Annotated in this window: 14 protein-coding genes; 2 read left to right on the top strand and 12 right to left on the bottom strand. The window is 60.9% G+C overall.

Features of this window, described 5'->3' with window-relative positions; all coding sequences use genetic code 11:
* Window positions 1–117: 117 nt before the first annotated feature.
* A complete protein-coding gene (locus ID864_RS18920; protein WP_191150217.1) occupies window positions 118–2,175 on the bottom strand; it encodes an AsmA family protein in 2,058 nt (685 codons plus the stop codon).
* A 61-nt stretch (window positions 2,176–2,236) separates the two neighbouring features.
* Window positions 2,237–3,010 carry a cyclic-guanylate-specific phosphodiesterase gene (pdeH, locus tag ID864_RS18915; RefSeq protein ID WP_133622433.1) on the bottom strand — a complete coding sequence of 258 codons (774 nt, stop codon included), beginning with the start codon at window positions 3,008–3,010 and terminating at the stop codon, window positions 2,237–2,239.
* A gap of 285 nt (window positions 3,011–3,295) precedes the next feature.
* Between pdeH and kdgK the strand changes: the two genes are divergently transcribed.
* Together kdgK and ID864_RS18905 are read left to right on the top strand one after the other, a co-directional pair.
* Window positions 3,296–4,228 carry a 2-dehydro-3-deoxygluconokinase gene (gene kdgK / locus ID864_RS18910; protein WP_048917828.1) on the top strand — a complete coding sequence of 311 codons (933 nt, stop codon included), beginning with the start codon at window positions 3,296–3,298 and terminating at the stop codon, window positions 4,226–4,228.
* 374 nt (window positions 4,229–4,602) lie between these two features.
* Entirely contained in the window at window positions 4,603–5,478 is an 876-nt protein-coding gene (locus ID864_RS18905) for an alpha/beta hydrolase (protein WP_048917829.1), read from the top strand.
* 268 nt (window positions 5,479–5,746) lie between these two features.
* On the opposite strand, the gene ID864_RS18900 is transcribed toward ID864_RS18905, so the two are convergent.
* The 10 genes from ID864_RS18900 to bcsR form a co-directional block, all read right to left on the bottom strand.
* A complete protein-coding gene (locus ID864_RS18900) occupies window positions 5,747–7,237 on the bottom strand; it encodes a M16 family metallopeptidase (protein WP_048917830.1) in 1,491 nt (496 codons plus the stop codon).
* Between the two features lie 272 nt (window positions 7,238–7,509).
* Complete coding sequence (locus ID864_RS18895) at window positions 7,510–8,784, bottom strand: dicarboxylate/amino acid:cation symporter (RefSeq protein WP_048917831.1); 1,275 nt, start codon at window positions 8,782–8,784, stop codon at window positions 7,510–7,512.
* Between the two features lie 204 nt (window positions 8,785–8,988).
* Complete coding sequence (locus tag ID864_RS18890) at window positions 8,989–9,474, bottom strand: hypothetical protein (protein ID WP_224750555.1); 486 nt, start codon at window positions 9,472–9,474, stop codon at window positions 8,989–8,991.
* Window positions 9,455–9,628 carry a hypothetical protein gene (locus ID864_RS18885; protein WP_187498261.1) on the bottom strand — a complete coding sequence of 58 codons (174 nt, stop codon included), beginning with the start codon at window positions 9,626–9,628 and terminating at the stop codon, window positions 9,455–9,457. The genes ID864_RS18890 and ID864_RS18885 overlap by 20 nt, the downstream gene beginning before the upstream one ends.
* A 107-nt stretch (window positions 9,629–9,735) precedes the next feature.
* Window positions 9,736–11,232: an EAL domain-containing protein gene (locus tag ID864_RS18880; protein WP_099754017.1), complete on the bottom strand. Its 1,497-nt coding sequence runs from the start codon at window positions 11,230–11,232 to the stop codon at window positions 9,736–9,738.
* A 131-nt stretch (window positions 11,233–11,363) separates the two neighbouring features.
* Complete coding sequence (locus tag ID864_RS18875; RefSeq protein WP_455709050.1) at window positions 11,364–14,024, bottom strand: cellulose synthase subunit BcsC-related outer membrane protein; 2,661 nt, start codon at window positions 14,022–14,024, stop codon at window positions 11,364–11,366.
* Complete coding sequence (bcsB, locus tag ID864_RS18870) at window positions 14,021–16,270, bottom strand: cellulose biosynthesis cyclic di-GMP-binding regulatory protein BcsB (protein WP_191150216.1); 2,250 nt, start codon at window positions 16,268–16,270, stop codon at window positions 14,021–14,023. The genes ID864_RS18875 and bcsB overlap by 4 nt, the downstream gene beginning before the upstream one ends.
* Window positions 16,267–18,885 carry a UDP-forming cellulose synthase catalytic subunit gene (gene bcsA / locus ID864_RS18865; RefSeq protein ID WP_191150264.1) on the bottom strand — a complete coding sequence of 873 codons (2,619 nt, stop codon included), beginning with the start codon at window positions 18,883–18,885 and terminating at the stop codon, window positions 16,267–16,269. Before bcsA ends, bcsB begins: the two co-directional genes overlap by 4 nt.
* A complete protein-coding gene (bcsQ, locus tag ID864_RS18860) occupies window positions 18,882–19,613 on the bottom strand; it encodes a cellulose biosynthesis protein BcsQ (RefSeq protein ID WP_048917837.1) in 732 nt (243 codons plus the stop codon). The genes bcsA and bcsQ overlap by 4 nt, the downstream gene beginning before the upstream one ends.
* Window positions 19,614–19,615: 2 nt before the next feature.
* Complete coding sequence (gene bcsR, locus ID864_RS18855; protein ID WP_396018891.1) at window positions 19,616–19,816, bottom strand: cellulose biosynthesis protein BcsR; 201 nt, start codon at window positions 19,814–19,816, stop codon at window positions 19,616–19,618.
* Between the last annotated feature and the right edge of the window lie 142 nt (window positions 19,817–19,958).

Raw genomic sequence — 19,958 nt, 5'->3', positions numbered from 1 at the left:
ATGGTCGACCCCTACAAAACTGTAAATACGGGTCGACCGGAAAAATGGTCGACCCGTACAAAATCATCAGACTGCTGTCGGGGCTGACCCTCTTTTGCGGTCAGCCCGCTTCCCGGGTTATTTCCCTTTCATCTGCTGCAACACGCGCGTGCACTGATTATCATCGTTATCGCTCGGTGAGATCAGCGCCAGCAGCGCGGCGGCCGGCGCCACCACGGCACCCAGCGCCACGGCGGCGGCACCACGGGCGATCAGCGGGCCAGCTTTTACCCCGGCATCCGGGTTTTTAAAGGTGCCGCGCACGTACAGCGGCGAGCGCAGGGTAATAATCCTGATGCCCTTGCTGTCCGGGTTGATCGACAGATCCAGCCGCTCGTTGGCGAAGTTAGTGGTACCGGTAATATTGATAATCGCGTTTTCGGTATCAAAGATAAACAGCCGTGAGGACGCCAGGCCGTTATTCACCTGCAGGTTAGCGGCGGCGCAGTTGATTTTCACCTCATCGTCGCCAAATAGCTTGCCGACCACGTAGTTCCCGACGTTCAGGCCGACAATCTCCATCAGGCTGCGGCTGATCAGGCCATCGTTCATCAGCAGCTTGAGCTCGCCGTTGCTGGTTGCCAGCAGGTCGGCCACCGAGTTACCCCGCCCGCTCAGCGTAGCGTCACCGTTCATCTGGCCGAGGGCGCTCTGCATCGCCTCGACGTCCGGGAACAGCTGGCGCAGCTTCAGATTGCGCGCGTGCAGATCGATGCGCCCGCGCATCGGCGATTTATCCCCTTCCAGATGCAGCGTGGCATTGAGATTACCACCCGCCATGCCGAAGCGCAGCGGGTCGAGCAGCAGGTCACCGTTTTTCAGAGTGAGATGAGTGGAAAGATCGCTGATCGGCAGCGAACTGCTGTGTTCTATGCGCTTGCCGCTGAACTTCACGTCGGCATCCATCACGTCCCAGCTTTTGGTATCAAACTTGTCGTGCGGCAGTACGCGGTCGGCAGGCTGGCTGGTAGCCTCGCCGCGCTTCGCCTTGGCCTGTTCGGTTTTCTCGCTGCCCTTGCCTGATTTGACGCCAATCAGCGGACCAAGGTCAGCCATGCGCAGCTGGCGGGATTCCAGCGCCCCTGCCAGTTTCGGGCGCGGTTTGCCCTGGGTGTAAGTGAGCGAGCCGTGAATATCGCTGTCGCCGATATGACCGTTAAAGTTCTGATAGCGGAACACCGGGCCGCCCTTCTGCTGGAAGCGCGCCGTCAGATGGCCGTCGGTCTCATACGGTGGCGTATCGGGCAGCAGAATGCCGGTCAGCCCATACAGGTTGGCCAGCGTATCGCCGGAGAAGCGCAGGCGGATATCCACGCCGCCGAGATTCATCGGATCCTGAATGGTGCCCGCGACGCGCACGCGGGTAGTGCCGTTACGCAGGTCGGCCTGGATCGGGAACGGCGTGGTCTGGCTGCGCAGCGACAGCATGCCGCCAATCTTGCCGTCTCCATTCAGCTTCTCGTTGTTATAGGTGCCGCTGGCGTGCCAGCCAAAGACGAAATCGGCGGCGCCCTGCTGCTTATCATCGCCGCCTGCCAGCTGCGCATACGGCACCGGTTTGCCCAGTGGGTCCAACGTCACCTGCACATCAGCTTTGTTGATCGCATCGCGATAGCCAATCTGCCCCTGGTCAAACGCGATATTATCGAGGCGGAAGGACCACGCTGACGGCGCGGCATCATCCTGCTTCTGGTCACTGCCAGCGAGGTTAAAGGTCCAGTTGTTTTTCTTATCGGCGGTCTGCACCAGCTTCGCTACCGGCTGCTGCAGCTTGATCCACGGCAGGTAAACCTGCTTGCCGAGCAGGGCCAGCGGGGAGATAGTGGCATCCACGCGCTGCAGATGCACCATCGTCACATCGGGGATTTCCGGCGGGTTGCCCAGCATAATATCCTGAGCATGAATGTGCGGCCACGGCACCCAGGAGCGCCAGCCCGGCTCGCTGCGGTTACGCTCCCACGCCACGCCAAGGTCGCCGCGAATGGCGAATGGGCGGTTGATCTCCGCCGACACTTTCTGGTTGATGGTCGGCTTCAGGCGATTCCAGTCAAAGGTGGCTATCACCACCACAATCACCACCACCAGCAACAACAAAATTCCGGCTATCCAGCTAATTATTTTCCCCGTACGCGACATTCGTCGTCTCCTTGTCGGCTTCCGTCTCCTGTAAAGATAGTCCAGACGACGGCAGAAGGCATCAGACAAGGTTTAGCGGCAGGCTCTCCAGCTGGTCAAACGGCAGCGGGCGGGCGAAGAAATAGCCTTGTGCGGCGCTGGCCGGGGAGTTACGCACCTGCTCCCACTCCTCTTCGGTCTCCACCCCTTCAACAATCACCCCTTTGCAGTAGCGATTGATCAGCGCCAGCAGCATGCCGAACAGGTTGCGCCCCTCTTCGCTCGCGCGCAGCAGGATAAACAGCTCGCGAGCCAGCTTAATGTAGTCGTACTTCAGCTCGGTCAGCGCCGAGAAGTTCGCCATGCCGCAGCCGAAATCGTCCAGCCACAGCGGGCCAAGCTCCGGCATCTGCGCGAAGATCGCATCCTGCGGCAGCACGTGGTGCTCGACCAGCTCAAAGCGCACCCACGGACAGCGCGCAATCAGCTGGCGAATCGTGCGGTTGTGCTGGATCTCCAGCAGCGTCGGGCCGTCGATATTGACCGAGGCCACAATCCTGGCGCTGACAAACTTATCTTCCCATTGCGCCAGCAGGTCGAGCTGCTCGGCGACGATTTGCAGGCGCTGGCTGATTTCCAGCGTGGCAAAATAAAGCTCCGGCGACACTCTCTGGCTCGGCGCGGTGGGGTGAAACACCGCAGTGAGCAACTCAATTGCCATCAGGCTGCCGTCAACCCGGTAAATCGGTTGGAAGTTATAGGAACGCTGACACTGCTGCCAGTACCCCGGTTCTTTAAGCTGCTCTTGAACAACAATTGCGTTTGGTAGCCGGTGACTGAGGCTATTCAGCACCATTATTGTGACCCTTTATCTGTGAGACCGCCTTCATATGGCATCCCGTGTTGCAAGTATCGGCCACGGCCCTGAGAACTTTATCGGCATTACGGTCACGCCTCAGCGTTAAGTGTCACCGATATTCTGCCGCTTCAATCGCCAAAACAGGTACCTTTTGGGGCGTTTTATCAGCAGTTGGTCACGGCTAAACCGCCATCACAATAAAAATAAAACGACGTTTTAAATCATTGACTGTTGCCCCGCGCCCGGCGAGACTGTGAGCAGATTTTTTATCGGGCGAAGACTATGACGCAGCAGAAACTGGCCGTGATCGGCGAATGTATGATTGAACTCTCCCAGCAGGGCCGCGAGATGAGCCGGGGTTTTGGCGGGGATACGCTTAATACGGCGGTGTATGTTGCCCGCCAGGTGGCCCGGCAGGCGCTGCGGGTGGATTACGTCACCGCACTCGGCACCGACAGCTTCAGCCGCGAGATGATCGCCGCCTGGCAGGCGGAAGCGCTGCACACCGGGCTTATCCAGCAGATGGACAACAAGCTACCGGGCCTGTACGTGATTGAAACCGATGCCCGCGGCGAGCGCACCTTTTACTACTGGCGCAATGACGCCGCCGCCCGCTACTGGCTGGACGGCGAACGGGCAGACGCCATCTGCCAGCAGCTGGCGCATTACGACTACCTCTACCTCAGCGGCATTAGCCTGGCTATCCTCAGCCCGTCAGCGCGCGAAAAACTGTTCGTGCTGCTCGCCGATTGCCGCGCCAACGGCGGGAAAATCATCTTCGACAATAACTATCGTCCGCGCCTGTGGCCGAGCCGGGAAGAGGCGCAGGCCGCCTACCGGGCGATGCTGACCGTTACCGATATTGCCTTCCTGACGCTGGATGATGAAACCCTGCTGTGGGGCGATGCGCCAGCATCCGCCGTGATTGCACGCACGCAGCAGGCCGGCGTGAGCGAAGTGGTGATCAAACGTGGAGCCGATGCCTGCCTGGTGGCCGTGGATGATGAGCCGCTGCTGGAGGTGCCGGCGGTGCGCCTGCCGCCGCAGGCGGTGGTGGATACCACGGCCGCCGGTGACTCCTTCAGCGCCGGCTATCTGGCGCTGCGCCTGACCGGCGGCAGCGCTGCCGATGCGGCCAAACGCGGTCACCTGACCGCCAGCACCGTGATCCAGCATCGCGGCGCCATCATTCCGCGCGCGGCGATGCCGGAATAATATTGTCAGGCGGCACACTCTGCCGCCTGACTTATTTACGCTGATTAACTCAAATTAATACTCCTTACAAACTCCTCTTCAACGCCTATTATTTACAACATTTATTTATGGCTAAATAAACAGTTTGAGTTTAGAGAAATCTTGCAAAAAAACTAATGTAAGCGCGCGCTGAACCCAGGCGCGCTGCTGCCTGAGCGCCTGTAGCCCTGAAAATTGAGCATATTCTGAAACTGCCTGAAACGTGCGCGAAATAGTGGACGAAAGCGACTGCAATCGGCAATGCTTCTGCTAATTAGGCCGTGACGGATATCCCGTTTATTTCTATTACGGCATCTACACTCTTATTTAAATGATAACAATAATCAGGAGCGCCCATGAAAGCTGAAATATTTAATCTCTGGCCCAACGGCGATGCGCCGGGGGCCAGCGACTCACGGGCGGAGCCAAAAATTATCGATCTGGCCACACAGTATGAACCATTTGATCGCGCCGCCAGCGGCGTGCGCTGCCCGGAGCTGGCAATCTGGTATCCCGAACAGTCGAACGGTGTAACCCTGCTGGTGGCGCCCGGCGGTGGCTATGAGCGCATTATGATCGACAAAGAGGGCAGCGCGCTGGCGATGTTCTTTAATGCGATGGGCTACACGCTGGCAGTGATGACCTATCGCCTGCCCGCGGACGGCCACCATGAAGGTGCCGATGCGCCGCTGGCCGATGCCCAGCGCGCCGTGCGCGTGCTGCGTGAGCGCGCGCTGCGCGGGCGCAACGGCGAGCGGATCGTGATGATGGGCTTCTCCGCCGGGGGCCACGTTGCCGCCAGCGCGGGGACGCGCTTTAACGAGAAGCTCTACCCGGTGCAGGATGCCGCCGATGCGCGCTCGCCGCGCCCGGATGCGCTGGTACTGATCTATCCGGTGATCAGCATGCGCGATGGCCTGGCGCACCGCGGCTCACGCCAGCAGCTGCTGGGGGAAAATCCGGGGCAGCAGGAGATTGATGCATACTCGATGGAGACGCGGGTCAGCGACAGGACGCCGCAAACGCTGCTGATCCACGCAGTGGATGATGAGTCGGTGCCGGTGAATAACAGCATGGTGATGTTCAGCGCGCTGCGCGAGCACAAGGTGCCGTGCGAGCTGCATTTCTATGAGAAAGGCGGCCACGGCTTCGGCATCCGCAACGTCGCCGACCTGCCGCTCGCCAGCTGGCCCATGCTGGTCAACGAATGGCTGCGCGCCCGTATCTGGTGATACAAACGGCAGAGCAACAGGTGCGGGTCGACCCGTGGCGGTGATTCGCAATAACGGGCTGACCGAAAAAGAGGGTCAGCCCCTACAAATACGAGGTTGCCCCTGCCGATACAACGCATGGCTGGGCGCCCGGATTGGATAATACAGACGGCAGAGTAACAGGCAGGTAGGGGTCGACCCTTTTTTTCGGTCGACCCATGGCGGTGATTCACAATAACGGGCTGACCGAAAAAGAGGGTCAGCCCCACAGGGTATTGGCCCGCGATGATTACTGCGGTGGCGTGGTGCTGTCGCCGGACGGAGCGGCTGCGGCATCGGATGCTGCAGCGGGCGCAGGCTCTGGCGTCATAATCTTCTGCCAGCTCTCCTGCAGCGCCTTGACGTTAGTTTCCGGCTCGCCCGGCGGCTGCATCAGCACCATCGTCATATCCTGCGTCAGCTGCTGGCGCAGCTCCTGGTTCAGCATATCCAGCGTCAGACCTGACAGGAACTGCTGACGCAGCTTCTGATACTGCTCCGGCGCGATATCCACCACCGCATTCTGCTGAGAACGCAGACGCTGGCTCATCAGGACATCGGTATCGGTGCGCGCGTAGGTGGCGAACAGCTTGTTCAGCTCGCTGTTCTTCTGCCCAATCAGCGCATCAAACTCCTGCTGAGACAGACCCTTATCACGAATGTTGACCATCTCTTTGGCAATCAGCGTCAGGTTACTGTTCAGCGAGGCATTGTCGGCATCCAGGTTGATGGCGCACTGCGCACGCTGGTACAGCACGCGGCAGTCAAAGCCCACCTGCATGCCCTGGGTTTTGTTATCGCTCAGCACCTTCTGCACATGCCAGAACAGCGCCTCACGCGCCAGATCGCTCTGCCAGTAACGCAGCAGGTTTTGCGACTCGCGGATCGGCTGCCATGGCGTATCCCACACCAGCGACAGGCGGTCCTGGCTGAGGGTGCTGTTTGCCAGGTTAATCGGCTGCGGCAGCAGCGGGGAGAGCGTTGGCATCGCGGAAGGCTGTTCGCGCTTGCCTTCCAGCGGCGAAAACACTTTGTTGATCTGTTCAGACAGGCTGCGGCTGTCGACGTTGCCGACGACAAACAGCGTCATGGCATCCGGGGTGTACCACTGCTTATAGAAGGCATTGAGCGCGGCGAGATCCACCGGCACTTTTACCGGGGAAGCGGGGTCGTGGGCCAGCATGGAGGAGCCTTTCAGCCGGTAGCGCCACCAGGTATCCTGCGGATTGCCCGGCCAGGTGGCAATCGGATCATCCGCATTATTGGCGGTATTGACCACTTCTTCATTAATGGTCATTTTACCCGCCGTTGCCGCCAGCCAGGTCAGCGCTTCTTTCACTAATTCCGGGCGGTTGTTCGGCAGGCTGAGGTTGTAGAGCGTGTAGTCGTAGGAGGTGATGGCCGGCGGCATCGGGTGCTGCGGGTCCATACTCTGCTGCCACAGCGAGCGCTGCTGCGCGGGATCGAGCGCGGCATTATGCACCAGCGCAAGGCGCGGCAGTAAATGGCTGTAGCCAGCCTGCTGGGCGCTCTCCACCAGCGAGCCGGTGTTAACCATCAGGCGAATCTCAACGCGATCGCTTGGGCGCTGAGGGGTTGTGAGTAGCTGCCAGCTGAAACCGTTATCCAGCTTGCCCTGCTGCCAGGCAGGATCGGGTTGGAGAGTTTCGGCCTGCACAGTCAGGCTGGCCGCAGCCAGCAATATTCCACCAACTAATAAACGAATTCTGGTGCCCTGCATGTGAACCCCTACTCAATCACAAACCAAAAAATTATCACTGGCGATCTACTACCTGCTGTTAGCGCGCGTACGCACGTTCAGGAAGCGACTGTTCTTAATATAAATTGCGAATGGAACAGTTTGTTAGACCACACATCGGCGGGGATGTCACACCGCAGAATGAAAAATCATAAAAATAGCTTGGGGGTTATTATGCAAATGCCCGTCGTGAGGGCAAGTCACGACGGGCATTTGGGGCAATATTTAATGAATTAAGCACTTATGCCGTGAAATCAGGCCGTTTTTTCAGCTTTTTTTCCCGCGTTCAACGTCTCTTTCATCTGCGTCTCATCCAGCTGGCCAACCCATTTCGCCACAAACACCGTCGCCACACCGTTACCGATCAGGTTAGTCAGCGCACGCGCTTCGGACATAAAGCGGTCGATACCGAGGATCAGCGCCAGCCCGGCCACCGGCAGGTGCCCGACCGCGGACAGCGTAGCCGCCAGGACGATAAAGCCACTCCCCGTCACGCCCGCGGCGCCTTTAGAGGAGAGCAGCAGCACCACCAGCAGGGTGATCTGATGCCAGATATCCATATGGCTGTTGGTCGCCTGGGCGATAAACACCGCCGCCATGGTCAGATAAATCGAGGTGCCATCAAGGTTGAATGAGTAGCCGGTAGGAATAACCAGCCCCACCACCGATTTTTTACAGCCGAGCTTTTCCATCTTATCCAGCATGCGCGGCAGCGCAGATTCGGAAGAGGAAGTCCCCAGCACAATCAGCAGCTCTTCTTTGATGTAGGCGATAAATTTGAAGATGTTAAAGCCGACCATGCGGGCAATCAGCCCCAGCACCACCACCACAAACAGCGCGCAGGTAATATAGAAGCAGATAATCAGCTGGCCGAGCTGCACCAGCGAGCCAACGCCATATTTACCGATGGTGAAAGCCATGGCACCAAATGCCCCGATTGGCGCCAGGCGCATGATCATGTTGATGATACCGAAAATCACCTTGGAGAAACTGTCGATAAAGTTAAACACCAGCGTGCCTTTATCGCCCAGGCGGTGCAGCGCGAAGCCGAACATGATGGCGAACAGCAGCACCTGCAGGATGTTGCCGCTGGCGAAGGCGCCAATCACGCTGCTGGGAATAACATCCAGCAGGAAGGCGATCACGCCCTGCTGCTCTGCCTGCTGGGCATACATCGCCACCGCTTTGGCATCCAGCGTCGCCGGGTCAACGTTCATCCCCACGCCCGGCTGCAGCACGTTAACCACCACCAGACCGATAATCAGGGCAATGGTGCTGACGATTTCAAAGTAGAGCAGCGCGACCGCACCGGTACGGCCGACCGCTTTCATGCTCTCCATTCCGGCGATGCCGGTCACCACGGTACAGAAGATCACCGGGGCAATAATCATTTTGATCAGCTTGACGAAGGCATCGCCCAGCGGCTTCATCTGCGCGCCCAGCTCAGGATAGAAATGGCCCAGAAGCACGCCAATGGCGATGGCAGTCAGCACCTGGAAATAGAGACTTTTGAACAGGGATTTTTTCATAAGGTATCCGTTAACGGCTGAATTGCTGTTGTTATAATCAGTGACAGCGCGAAAGTAACATCCAGTTAACAGGATTAATATAGCCCGACCAGGCCCGGCGGCTTCCATAACCTGGTTTTATGAGCTGAATCACTTCAGCCCCGACTTGTATAACTAAAGAAAGTGAAATAGCGCCTAATCAATTCAATATGACGCTTTTAGCAACTAACTGGCGTTTTCATCGCTGGAGTCCAGGTTATGACGAACCCATTCACGCTGCTTTTTCTTGTTCTGCGGTGTCTTCTGACCCATGGGCAAAAACATCAGGTCGTGATAGATCAACGCTTCTATAACTGCCCGTTCATATCTTTGCTGGACGACGATCATGCCCTGAAATGTCACGATCACCAACGGATCGACTTCACCCGTTTTGAGTAAGCGAGCATGGTACAGGCCCGTATAGTCGGGGGATGAGCCAGCGACAGAATTACTGTCTTTAGCCAGAGGGTAGTGAGCGGAATAGCCGTGCGAGGATGGGTCGTAGATTTCAATATAGCCCTGCTGCTCCCAGATATCCTGGAGATCGAGCAAAGCATCTTCATAATATTGTTGGTCTTCTGCGTCATAACCGAACTTCGCACTGGTCGACGCAAATTTTACCGCAATCTCGAGACGTGCAAAATAAAAGCGCTTAGGATGATGTTTGCCCAATGCGATATCCTTCCTGGATAAAATCTTTACGGCGCATCTCACGAAGCTGCTCGCGGCGCTCTTCCCTTGTTCCTGTCAGCTGAACAGATCCAGCTTTTTGTGCATCAGACAGAGCTTGAATAATCTCTTTCTGAGTCAGATTTTTTGCAGGCATATCACCTCCTGATGCAAGTTGCTGAATAATTGTACACCAGCCATCCTCGCGTTGTCATTGGCGTTGCATCTTTTATATGCAAAATCAGTGAGTGAAATAGCAGGATTTTACAGGTACTGCTGTTGGAACTGCGCCAGCGGCAGCGCTTCGGAGTAGAGGTAACCCTGGCCGATATGGATGCCGCGTGCCAGCAGCCAGTCGCGCTGCGCTTCGGTTTCCACACCTTCGGCCACCACGTCGAGCGTGATGATCTCGGCAATAGCAGCGACGATGCGCACCATGGTGTCATCTTCGGGCAGCGCTACCACAAAGCTGCGGTCCATCTTCAGCTTGGCGATTGGCAGGGCTTTGAACTGGTTCAGCCAGTTGAGATTGGCGTAGCCCATGCCGAAATCGTCGAGCGCTACCGACACGCCCACCTGGCGCAGCTGCTGCAACAGGCTGAGCGCCTGCTGCGGCTCACCAATCTGCGCGGTTTCGGTGATCTCCAGCACCAGGCTGCCAGGGCAGATCTGATGCTGGGTGATCAGGTTCTGTAGATGGCTGACCATTGACGGGTCGCTGAGCTGCACGGCGGAGAGATTCACGCTCAGCGGTAGCGTAATGCCCTGCTGCTGCCAGCCCGCCAGCACCCGGCAGGATTCTTCAAACACCCAGCGGCCCAGCGCGGTAATCACCCCTTTTTCCTCCGCGCACGGGATCAAATCGTCCGGCAGCGACCAGCTGCCGTCGGCCTGGCGCATGCGCAGCAGCGCTTCGGCCCCCACCAGCTGACCATTGCGCATATCGATCTGCGGCTGCAGCCACAGGGCAAACTGCTGCTGCTGCAGCGCGCACACAATATCCTGCTCGCACACCGTGCGCGGCTTTGCCGCGCTGCTCTGGTCAGCAGGGCGCTCGGCATACAGCGCCGCCTGCGCCAGCTGGTTGCGATTGTAGTTGCGGATAAGCATGCCTATTTCATCGTTACGATGGTATTTTGGCAGCGGCAGCTGATGGCCGATACTCTGCTGCGGGCTAAGGTCCTGCAGCTCGGCAGCGATGGTGCGCAGCGGCCTGACCATCAGGCGGTTGATACACCAGCTGATCGACACCGAGAGGATCAGCGCCAGCAGCAGATAGGTGGTCACCATGGTGGAAACCGCGCTGAGGATAAACTGATATACGCGCCATGAATCGGCCTGCAGCACCAGCAGCGCCAGCGGTTTCGGGTTGGCCGGCTCTACCGAATAGAGCGGCACGGTGATCTGCACCGGCAGTTCAAACAGCCGGGCGATAAACTGCGGCACCGGCTTTTCGGGTTCAAAATCGGTATGCAGCGCCTGCAAGCCGTTGGGCAGCACCACTTCCGCCCGCGCCAGAATACCGGCCGGGCGCAGCGAGTTGAGGATAAATTCAGCCTGAGGAATGTCCGCCTTCAGCACCGCCTGCGACAGCGGCTGACGCACGGTATGCGCCACGTTCTCCATCTGCTGGGCGTAGTCAATCCTGCGCTGCTGCACAAAATGGAAAAGCTGTATGACGATAAAAATACAAATCGTGACCACCGCAACGCTGGAAATGGTCGCCATCTGCTTGATCGTTAATGAACGACTGACTCGCAAGCCTGCTCTCCGAAGAACTCTGCTGAAAGGACTAAAATCGCCCTGAGTATATCCTATGACTGCGGGTTGTTAAGCTATCACGCTTTGCAGGGCGAGGTTTAGGTGTTTTCCTGGGAGAACAGTCACGCAGCTTACTTCAGGCTGGCGTACGGCGCCAGCGGCTGCGGCGGCATATCAAGGTCGCCCTGCCAGCCCGCCATCGAGTAGCGCAGAAAGAGTAATCCGTGGCTCGGGGTGTAATCTTTGGCCTGCTGGATATCCACGCCGAGGCCCAGCGTCCAGTTTGAGGTTAAGCGGCGCTCGACCAGCGCCTGCAAGGTATAGCCAAAGCCGGAGCCGCCGCCGTCACTGCCCGGGGCGTTATCAGCGGTGATGGCGCCGAAATTCAGTGGATAGCGCGGCGTGGCGTCGCTATGGGCGTGCGACAGCGAAACCGAGCCGCCAAGGTCAAACGACCAGTTGGCCGTGCGCTGGCGATAGGTGACCGGCAGCGACAGCGAAGCATAGCGCTGCGGGCTGTAGTAGCCGCCCTGGCCGAGGGAATAGTCGCTCAGATCCTGCGCGTAGTGCCACAGCATGCCGTTAATACCAACGGTTGCCCGGCGGTTATCGTCGTTGATGAGCTTGTAGTAGTAACCGCTCATCAGGCGCTCGCGGGAGTTATCCGCCACGTTTTTACCCGTTAGCTGATGTGCACTGAGATCGGCCCATACGCCGTGCGCGCCGCCGCGATCCCAGCTCAGACCGACTGCGCCACCGGTCGCCACCACGCCGCCCCAGCGTTTGCCGCTAGCCTGATTGGGGTCGCGCGCGCCGGCAAACGCCAGCAGCGAGCTGGCAATCGGGCGGCGCGAGGCGCTCAGCGTCACGCCGAGATCGTCAATATCGCTGTTCCAGCTCAGGCCGCCGACCCAGTTGGTGACCTCAAAGCCGAGCGGCGTGGTGCCGAGGTCGGCAGACCAGCGCTCGCTGCGGAAGCCCGCGCCAATGCTGGTGCCGTTCTGATGCTGGCGGAAGTCGCGGTTGCACAGCGCATCCGCGCTGGCGCAGGTGCCAAAATTCTCACTGATAGTGCCATTGGCGCTGCGGGCAAAGCTGCCTGCCGAGACGTCTACATTATCCAGCTGCAGCCAGCCACGCCCGTCAGACAGCGGAGTCTCCGCCTGCATCATGGTGGTGTGCGCGCTAAAATCGGAAACGCCGCCGCTGCCTTTATTACGCGAATAGTCCTCGGCCAGCGTCAGCTGCGTATCCTGCTGGCGATACAGGCTGGCGCTGTCGCGGCGGATGCCGCGCTGCTGCCAGTCGTCCTGCGCGTCGCTGCGCATCAGGCGGGTAAAGGTATCGTTGTCGCCGGGTGCGGTGGCGCTAATCCCCACCGCCTGCATTGCCTGGCGATAGTCGCTCAGCGCCGTGGCATACTCCTGCTTCGCCACCCTGCGGTCGATGCGCGCCAGCAGCTCGCTGCGCTCCAGGCGCTGCGCCAGCGCCCGCATTTCCCCCGTCCATCGGCTGCGTGGCAGGGTGTTGAGACGCGCCAGCGCGGCCGCGTCGTCACCGTTGCCGGAGAGCCACAGCCCGTAAGCATAAACCTGCGCCGGCTGCTGCGGCTGGCGCGCCGCCATCGCTGCCATCAGCCTGTCGCCCGCCGCGCGCTGACCGCTCTCACGCAGCGCGCGCGCGCTGTGATAGTTGAGCCAGACATCATCCGGCGCCTCGCGCTGCGCCAGGCGATACTTCTCTGCCGCCTGCGCCCATCTGCCCTGCGCCGCCAGCTGCTCTGCTTCAGCAGTCAGCGCGTCCAGCCGCAGCGTCACCAGCCGACGTGCGGCGGTGCGGTTTTTCGGCTCAAGCCGCAGCGCCTGGCGGTAGTATTGCTCCGCCCCGGCGCGATCTTTACCGGCCAGCGCCACATCGCCAAAGCCGATACGGGCCCAGGCATCACGCGGATCGAAACCCGCGGCCTGCTGATAGTGGCTCTGCGCCGCGCTGAGTTCGCCTGCCGCCAGCGCCTTATCGCCCTGCTCAATGCTGAGCCAGTAGTGGTTCGAGCGCAGCAAACTACGCCATTTATTGACGTCGTCACCGCCTGGATCGGCGGCAATCGCCTGGCGGAACAGCGCAATAGCGGCCGCCCGGTGGTTGGCCGCTGCCAGCGCCTGCCCGCGAGCGCCCAGCGCGGCGGCCTGGCTATCGGCTTTGACCCGCTGCACATTCTGCTGCATCAGCCGCAGCGACTGCTGCAGTTCGGCATTACCCGGCGTGATGCGGTCCAGCGCCTGCATCTGCGCCAGCGCGCGCGCCTGCTGGCCGGGCAGCCGGCCCACCAGCCGCCAGTACTCCAGCGCCATGTCAGCGGAGGGAAACGCGCCGTGGAACAGGCGATCCCACGCGGCCTGCGCCTCCACCAGCCGCCCGGAAGCGCCGAGCAGCCGCGCCTGCTGCAGCTGCTGCCGGCCTTCCGGCGTAATGAGCAGCATATTGGCCGCCGCCTCTCGCGTGGCCTGCGCATCCGGTGCGCTGCGCCGCAGCTGCGCCATCAGCTGTGCGGCGCGGGCCTGGTCGCCCTGGCGCAGCGCCAGCCGCAGTTTGGCCGCGACAAACTGCGGATTATCCGGGTCGATTTTATCCAGCCGGTAGAGCGACTGCGTCACCAGTTCGTATTTATGGTTGGCTTCGCCGACCCGCACCTGCTGGAGCAGCCAGTCAATCGGCGCCACCTGCGCCCGCACGCCGGGACTGCCGGGCAGCAGCAGCAGCGGCAGTAACAGCCCGGTCAGCCGCCGCATCACGCGTCGTCATCCTCGTCATCCAGGCGGCGACGGCTGACGCCGCGCATCAGGCGCCACACCAGCACCGCAAACAGGATTACCACCACCCCGGCCAGCAGCGCCAGCCACAGCGGATGATTCGCCAGCGCATTCCACAGGCGCTCCCACCACGGCAGGTGGCCGACGTAATAGGTTTCGCCGACGCGCAGGCTGCTGACGCCGGACTCGCGAATAATCGAGGCGGAGCCAAACATGGCGGCGCGTTTGCCGCTGTCGTTCATCGCCTCATTCAGCAGCTGCCAGCCGCGCGCGCTGTCGGCTAACAGTGCCACCACGCTGCGCTGCGGGTCATACGGCGACTGGAAGCCGACCACCGCCGCCATTGGCCCGTCTGACGTTATCGTGGTCTGGCTCTGCGCCTGACGGTCGCTGGCCGGGCCGTCCACGCTGCTCAGCGCTGGCTGGCGCAGCGGCTTGTTGATGCGGCTTTTCGCCGCATCGACCAGCAGGCTGATATTGCTGTCCTGCTTCAGCCCGGCGGGCAGGCTGCCAATGGTCAGAATATCGGCGTTGCTGCTCTGCGCCTGCGCCCAGCTGTCGGCAATCTGCACCTTGAGCGCCGGATAGCCGGTCTGCGCGCTGACGTTCGCCAGCACATTGAGCATGGCGCTGATGTTCTCCGGCTGCGGCTGCGGGTCCATCAGGACCAGAGTTTGCGCCAGATCGGCCTGGCGGCTGAACGGGAAGCCGGAGGTGGCGAAGGCGCGCAGCGACGGCATCTCGATAAAGTGGCGATAGCCGGAGAAGTCGACGGTGGAGTTGCCGTCGATCACCACGTGATTGCTGACCGGCACCACGGTTTCGCAGCGGTCGCTGGTACCGCCGATAAAGGTCAGCGCATAGTCGAAGCTAAAGCGCAGCTGGTTCACCACGTCGAGGCGCAGCGCCGGGATGGTCAGGCTGGTGCTACCATCCTGCAGCCCCTGCAGCAGCGGAATACGCAGCAGCTGTTTGCTGCGATCCTGCTTCACGGTCAGCGGGTAATCCTGCACAAACTGGTCGTTAAGGTGTATTGCCAGCCGCGAACCATCCTCCTGCAGCGGCGAGGTGTAGCGGTAGCGCAGATCCATGTCGATGCCGCGTGCGCGGATCAAAAACAGGTCCGGCGGCAGGTTGAGGGTAAACGCCAGCGGCGCAGGCTGCAGCCCATCCGACTGCAGCTGGCCCGCATACTGCTGCAGCTCGGCAAAGGTGGTCGGGCGGTCGGTGCGCACCCAGTTCGGCGCGTCGTAGGGCTGGCGGTCGGCGAGGGTTTTCACCGCTTCCACCTGGGCGGTCTGACCGCGCAGCAGCAGCTCGCCCTGCGCGATACCCTGCACCGCCGCGATCAGATCGTTGTCGTCACGCCCGAGCACCAGCAGCATTTTCTGGTACGAATTGCCCGGCTGATCGACGATCTCCACCGTCGGCTTATCCACCGGGGGCAGCGCTTTGAGGAAGTCAGGCCGCTGGGCATTGGTAGCGAACACCACCGCGTGCTGCTGCGCGGGCAGCTGGTTCAACAGCACCGGGAAGTTTTGCCCACGCCACTGGGCTTTGCTGCCAAACCACGACGCGAGTATGGCAGCGGCGCGCTGCTGGCCCAGATCCGGCGTGGCGGCAAACACCACCGGCAGGCTCATCGGGCGGCCGTCGCGCGCGTCAAAGAACGGTTCCGGGAAGTGCGAAAGGTCGTTTTTCAGCGGCAGCTTTTGCAGCGTCAGCTGCAGCCCGCTCTGCTTACCGACATCCAGCCAGATCGCGCTGTTAGCCGGGTTTTCGCAGATATTGGTGTAATGCCCGATCAGTTCGAGGCGGATGCGGTTGAAATCGCCGATAAAGCGCGGGTCGATCGCCACCTGCGTCTGGTTCTCTTTCCCCAGCTGATCCGCCGTGATGGTTACCAGCCCGACCAGCTCGTCGTTGAGGGTGATTTTCAGCTGCGACAGCGTGGGGATCAGCGCCGGGGACGGGCGATAGCTGAGGTTGAGCAGCGCGTTAGTCACCACTTCGTCACTGCGCACCCCGAACTCAATCTGCCCCTGCGGCTGGGTGCCGCGCAGCGCAAAGTTGCCCGGCGGCGGTGCCAGCTGGGCAAAGTTGAGCGCCGACTGACGTACCGGGGCGGCGGGCGGCACCTGCGCCTCTGCTGCCGGGGTTTCTGCGGGGGCGGCGTGGGTGACGAATGCCAGCAGGAGTGCGGCCAGGCCGCGGCGTGTTTTTCTCATGATTCTGCGATTACCGAGCGGGCACCGGGCCGTGGCCCGCGCGCTTTAGGGAAAAATGAAGCTAGCCACGCCATCAGCGCGGTTAAGCCAATAAACAGCTGGCGCAGGCGCGGCGGCCCGTACTCCGCCAGGCGCAGGTAGCCTTTAAAGCCGAGGATGACGATATCCACCAGGCTGTAGATCGGTTTGTCTTCCGGGAAACTGTCCTGCCACAGCGCCCAGGTATCGGCGCGGGCGAAGGTGCACTGAATAAACTCGACGTGCTGTTCGGTGCTGAGGTTGTGCAGGCGAATGCCCGCCCGGCGGCCAAAGGTGCGCTGCACCACGCAGGGGAAGCTGAACTCCTGCTGGCCGCGCTTGAGCAGCAGCCAGACCTCTTCGTCTGCGTTGAGCGCGTGCGCTTCACGCAGCTCCAGCCCGACGCCGCCGTCCGAATAGTCGCGCAGGGTGCAGGGCAGCAGATGGCCGTCGGCGCGCGCGATGGCCGCAGGCATAGCGATCTCCACGCGGTGCGCTTCGCGGATCTGGCGCGCCTCCACTGATACCGCCACCGCGCCGCCGAGAATAATCATGTTGTAAAACACCCACAGCAGGCTGACCAGCACCGTCAGGATCTCGTGCGTCGGGCCGCTGTACAGGCGCCAGATGGCCGCTGCCACTCCCGCCAGGTTGAGCAGCACCAGGAAGATATAGGGCTTGGTGATCACCCAGTCGAGATGCTCCTCCTGCACCAGCCCGCCCTTAGCGGTGACGTTAAACTTGCCCTTATGCGGGTTGAACAGCGCTACCGTGGTCGGCCGGGCGATATACCAGGCGAGCACGGTTTCATACACTTCGCTCCAGAACGAGTGGCGCCAGCGCCCCTGAATTTTCGAGTTAGTCAGGCTGGTGTGCAGCATATGCGGCAGTACATAGATGGCGATGGCCAGCGCCGGGGCGTAGATGATAAAGGCGTGGCAAAGCAGGAACGCCAGCGGGGCCAGCAGGAAGATCAGCCGGGGAATACCCGCCAGGAAGTGCAGCATGGCGTTGGCGTAGCACAACCGCTGCACCAGCCTTAGCCCTTTACCGAGCAGCGGATTGTCGAGGCGGAAAATCTGCACCATGCCGCGCGCCCAGCGGATGCGCTGCCCGATATGCCCCGCCAGGCTCTCGGTGGCCAGCCCGGCGGCCTGCGGGATGCGGATATAGGCCGAGGTCCAGCCAGCGCGGTGCAGGCGCAGCGAGGTGTGCGCATCTTCGGTAACGGTTTCCACCGCAATACCGCCGATCTCCTCCAGGGCGCTGCGCCGCAGCACCGCGCACGAGCCGCAGAAGAAGGTGGCATCCCAGACGTCATTACCATCCTGCACCAGCCCGTAAAACAGCGTGCCTTCGTTCGGCGTGCGGCGAAAACGCCCGAGGTTGCGCTCAAACGGGTCCGGCGAGAAGAAGTGGTGCGGGGTCTGTAACATCGCCAGCCGGGGGTCTTTAATAAACCAGCCGAGGGTCATCTGCAGGAAAGAGCGCGTCGGCACGTGGTCGCAGTCAAAAATCGCCACAAACTCGCCGCGGCAGGTGGTGCGCAGCGCGTGGTTAATGTTGCCCGCCTTGGCGTGCTGGTGACTGGGGCGGGCGAGGTAGTGGATGCCCACGCTCTCGGCAAAGGCGCGAAACTCCGGCCGCCGGCCGTCATCCAGCAGATAAATATTGAGCTTTTCACGCGGCCAGTCGAGGCCAAGCGCAGCGTAGATCGTCGGCTTCACCACGCTGAGCGGCTCGTTCCAGGTTGGCACCAGCAGATCGATCGCGGGCCAGCTGCTGACATCTTCCGGCATTGATAGCGGCTTGCGCTGCAGCGGCCACAGGCTCTGAAAATAACCCAGCAGCAGGACCACCCATGAGTAGGTTTCAGCGGCGATCAACAGCACGCCAAAGGTCAGGCTGAGCGGATCGTTCCAGTTTAGCGTGGCCGTATAGCGCCACCACAGATAGCGGCAGGAGATGGTCAGCGACAGCACGATCATCATCATGATTGGCAGCCTGCCGGGGATGCGCCGTACCACCATCGCCACCGCCCACAGCACCATCACGAAGATAAATTGCGTCCAGATATCGAACGGCTGCGAGATGCACAGCAACGCCAGCGCCGTCGCCAGCAGCACCGCCACCGTGAACAGCGCGCGGCGCAGCAAAGGGGGAAGCTGGCTTAACCAGCGCTCGCCGCGTTTTTCCAGCTTCGCCTGCGCGGCGCGCTGCGGCAGGCGGTTGAGCCAGCGGTAAAAACCCCGGCGCCAGCGGGCCAGCGCGCTAAAGGCATTCAGCCGCTGGCGTTCGCTGCGCGCCGAGGCATCCAGCGGCAGCACCAGCAGCAGCCACAGGCTCTGGATCAGGTAGCGCAGCGCATCGGCCGGGCGCGGGCGCTCGGGGGAGATATGCGGGTAAAGCTGGCGCTGGCGGGCGCTGACCTGCTGCCACTGCGCACTTTCAAAGCGCAGCAGCGCCCAGCCGAGCGCCACCAGCAGGCAGTGCAGTGCCGCCGTCAGGGGCGGCGTGCGCTGGCGGCGATAGCCGCGGTAACGCTGGCTCAGCGCCTTTAGGGCGGCGGGCATCAGCAGCGCGCGCAGCGGGTTCATGCTGGCGCGCCCGTCAGGTTGATCAGGCACCAGCTCGCCAGCGTGGCAATCTCCTCCGCCGCCAGGCTCAGCGGGCGATACTCACCGAGAGGCTGCTTGTTCAGCAGCGCTTCAGCCAGCGCCTCGTCGCGATGCACCAGCAGCGGCAGGCGCTGATTGAGCGAGCCGCTCCACAGCTGGTGCAGATCCTGCTGTGCCTTGCTCACCGGATTAAACTGGTTAATAAGGTACCGGGTATTTTCTGCGACCTCTGCCTGATGCAGGCGCAGATGGCAGTTGCCGTCGGGGACAATCACCCCGATCTGGTGGTCCGCCTGCGGCAACAGCTGCCGCGCCAGCTGCGGCATATCCGCCGGGATATCCAGCAGCACCCAGCGATAGTCGCCCCGCAGCGCGTGCAGCCGCCCGGCCCACGGCGCCAGCAGCGCTTCAGGATTGCGCAGATACGCTTCGCTTTCAGCCGCTTGCAGCTGGCCGAAGGGAATAAAATCGAGCAATGGCGTGTAGCGCATGGCGCTCTGCTGCCAGGGCTGCTGCCGTAGCGCGCTGTGCGCCCAGCCGCGCGGCTGTTGGTAAGGGGTGTTGAAATGCATCCGCAGCTGGTTAAACGGGGAAAAATCGATGGCGAGCGTACGTTCGCCAAGGCTATTCAGTGCCCAGGCCAGCGCCGCTGTTATGGAAGTGGTGCCCACTCCCCCGCGTAAACCGCAAAATGCCACCACCGGCATAACTACCCCTTTTTTTGCAATGCGCCCAATTCGGTCAGTAATGGCCAGCGCTGATAAATTGCGGCCAGCCTTTCCTGACGGGCAATATCGATATAGCGAAACGCGGTTAACGCAAAAGCCTCACCCAGTGCGCTAATGTCATCGGGCGTTTCGTGGCCAGGGGTTTTCCCAGATTGCTGATTTTTATTCGGCATGGCGGTCATTATGTCGGATTATCCGCACGGATTAATAGGATTTCATCACATAACGATTCCATCAATGATTCACTGGAATGGTTTACGATGTAATGTATATTTACGGGATTAGAATTGGTACGGAAATCTTTATCCGACCTGCCATTATGCT

The organism is Erwinia aphidicola (genome assembly GCF_014773485.1).
Taxonomy (GTDB): domain Bacteria; phylum Pseudomonadota; class Gammaproteobacteria; order Enterobacterales; family Enterobacteriaceae; genus Erwinia; species Erwinia aphidicola.
Note: the sequence above shows the minus strand (reverse complement) of the source record. Positions and strands in the feature narration are given on the sequence as shown.